Source organism: Micrococcus sp. HMSC31B01, assembly GCF_001816085.1.
In the GTDB taxonomy this organism is placed as follows: Bacteria; Actinomycetota; Actinomycetes; order Actinomycetales; family Micrococcaceae; genus Micrococcus; species Micrococcus luteus.
Map to the genome: position 1 here is coordinate 1 of NZ_KV825307.1, position 1,964 is coordinate 1,964.

At 72.9% G+C, this 1,964-nt stretch carries 3 protein-coding genes; all 3 read right to left on the reverse strand.

Annotated features, from left to right (window positions below; all coding sequences use genetic code 11):
- On the reverse strand, nt 1–1,032 hold a 1,032-nt coding region (locus HMPREF3105_RS09975), incomplete at its 3' end, for an ABC transporter transmembrane domain-containing protein (protein WP_141762497.1).
- A 58-nt stretch (nt 1,033–1,090) separates the two neighbouring features.
- Nucleotides 1,091–1,561 (reverse strand): NUDIX hydrolase, encoded by a 471-nt coding sequence (locus HMPREF3105_RS09980; protein ID WP_036336764.1) that lies wholly within the window; start codon nt 1,559–1,561, stop codon nt 1,091–1,093.
- 25 nt (nt 1,562–1,586) lie between these two features.
- The coding region (locus HMPREF3105_RS09985; RefSeq protein WP_168168012.1) for a LysE/ArgO family amino acid transporter at nt 1,587–1,964 on the reverse strand (378 nt) is incomplete at its 5' end.

The following is a 1,964-nucleotide window of genomic DNA, read 5'->3' on the forward strand; positions in this document are numbered from 1 at the left end:
CGGCGCGCGGGGCTCCTCCGCGCTCGCCGCCGCGAGCGCCGCCCCGCCGGCCCGCTCGCGCTCCTCGGCGAGCACCTCGAAGTAGTCCTTCGACCCGGCGACGGCGCGCTGGGCGGAGTCCACGAGGAAGCTCATGGAGAAGATCGGCTGCCGGGCCATGTTCATCAGCTGCAGGAGGATCACCATGTCGCCCACGGAGAACAGGCCCTGCGCGGTGCGGACGAACACGATCAGGTACATCGCGCCGAAGGCCACGTTCAGGGCGAGCCGGCGCCCGGCGTCCATGCCGTGCCAGAACCGGGACTGCTGCCGGGTGATCTCCACGGTCCGCAGGAACCGGTCGCGGAACCCGGTGAGCTCGTGGTCCTGCCGGTTGTAGGCCCGCACCACGGACATCTGGGAGACCACCTCGGCGAACCGCCCCGAGGCGACGTCCACCTCCGTGTTCTTCTCCCCCTCCCACACCTGCCACTTCGCGGACGTCCGCGCGGTGAGCCACATGTACACGGGGAAGACGACGGCCAGCAGGATCGCCAGCGGCCACCAGTAGAACGCCGTGATCACGAGCACCGCGGCGGTGGTGACGAGCATGGTGAACGCGTTGTTCGCGAAGAACTGCAGAAACTGGGTGATCTCGTTGATGGTGCGGTTCAACCGGTTGACGACCCGCCCGGTGATCGCGGTGTCGAAGTACCGCTGGGGCAGGTGCAGCAGCTGCTCGAAGTACCGCGTGGAGAGAATGGTGCGCATGCGCGCGGCCATCACGTCGCCCCAGTAGCCGCCCACGCTCACCACCAGGGTGGTCGCCACCTCGACGGCGAGGAACGCGACCGCCAGCCAGGTCACCGCGGTGACGGCCTCGGCCACGTCGGTCTCCCCCGCGACGGCGGCGACGATCCGGTCCGTGGCCGCACCGATCAGGAACGGGGTGGCCAGGGCCAGCACCGCGGCCAGCACGGAGCTGACGGCGATGCCGAGGTAGAGGCGGTGGAGCTGGGGCGCGAAGCGCAGGATGCGGAGCAGCGACGTCACCCGGCCAGGCTAGTGGCCGGTGCGGACATCAGCGCGGGCCGGTCGGCCCGCCTGGAGGTCAGAACGGGGGCGCTGCCGCGACGGCGGCCAGCACGGGGTGCAGCAGCGGGGCCACGCCGTGCCCGCCCGGTGCGGCCGGGGCGGCGGGGTCCATCCAGTGCAGCTCGACGATCTCGTCCGTCGGCTCGGGGACCTCGTGCCGGGCGACGGGCCGCCACAGCGCGAACACCTCCGAGTGCAGGGCGGCGCCGGGCTCGTTGGCGGCGGCGGTGTCCCACGCGCCGAGGCGGGTCAGCTCGTCCGGGCGCAGGCGCAGCCCGGTCTCCTCGGCCACCTCGCGGACGGCGGTGTCCACGGGGGCCTCGCCGGGCAGGTGCTTGCCGCCGGGGAACATGAACATGGCGGTGCCGGCCTTGCGGACGGTCAGCACGCGGCGGTCCGGGCGGGCCAGCACGACGGCGGAGACGCGGATGACCTCCCCGGCTGCGACGGTCGGCGTGGGGGCGGAGTCGGAGGGGGAAGGACTCATGCCCCCATCATCCTCCCCGGGCGGCTCAGAGGAGCGTGAGCCCCACCTTCACGGCGATTCCCAGCATGAGCACGCCCACCACGGCGTCCACGATCCGCCACGTCCGCGCCGAGTCCATGGACGGGGCGAGCTTGGTGCCGCCCCAGCCGAGCGCGGCGAACCACACGAGCGAGGCCGCCACCGCGCCGCCCACGTACGCCCACTTCGCCGCCCCGAACGTCTGCGCGAAGGTGCCCATCATCACCACCGTGTCGAGGATGGCGTGCGGGTTCACCAGGGAGACGGACAGCGCCAGCAGGATGATCCGCGGCAGCGGCGTCTGTGGGCGGTCCAGCGCCACGCGGCGCGGCTGCACGCGCTGCCGCACCGCCACCGATCCGCCGCCCGAGGGGGCGCCGACGCC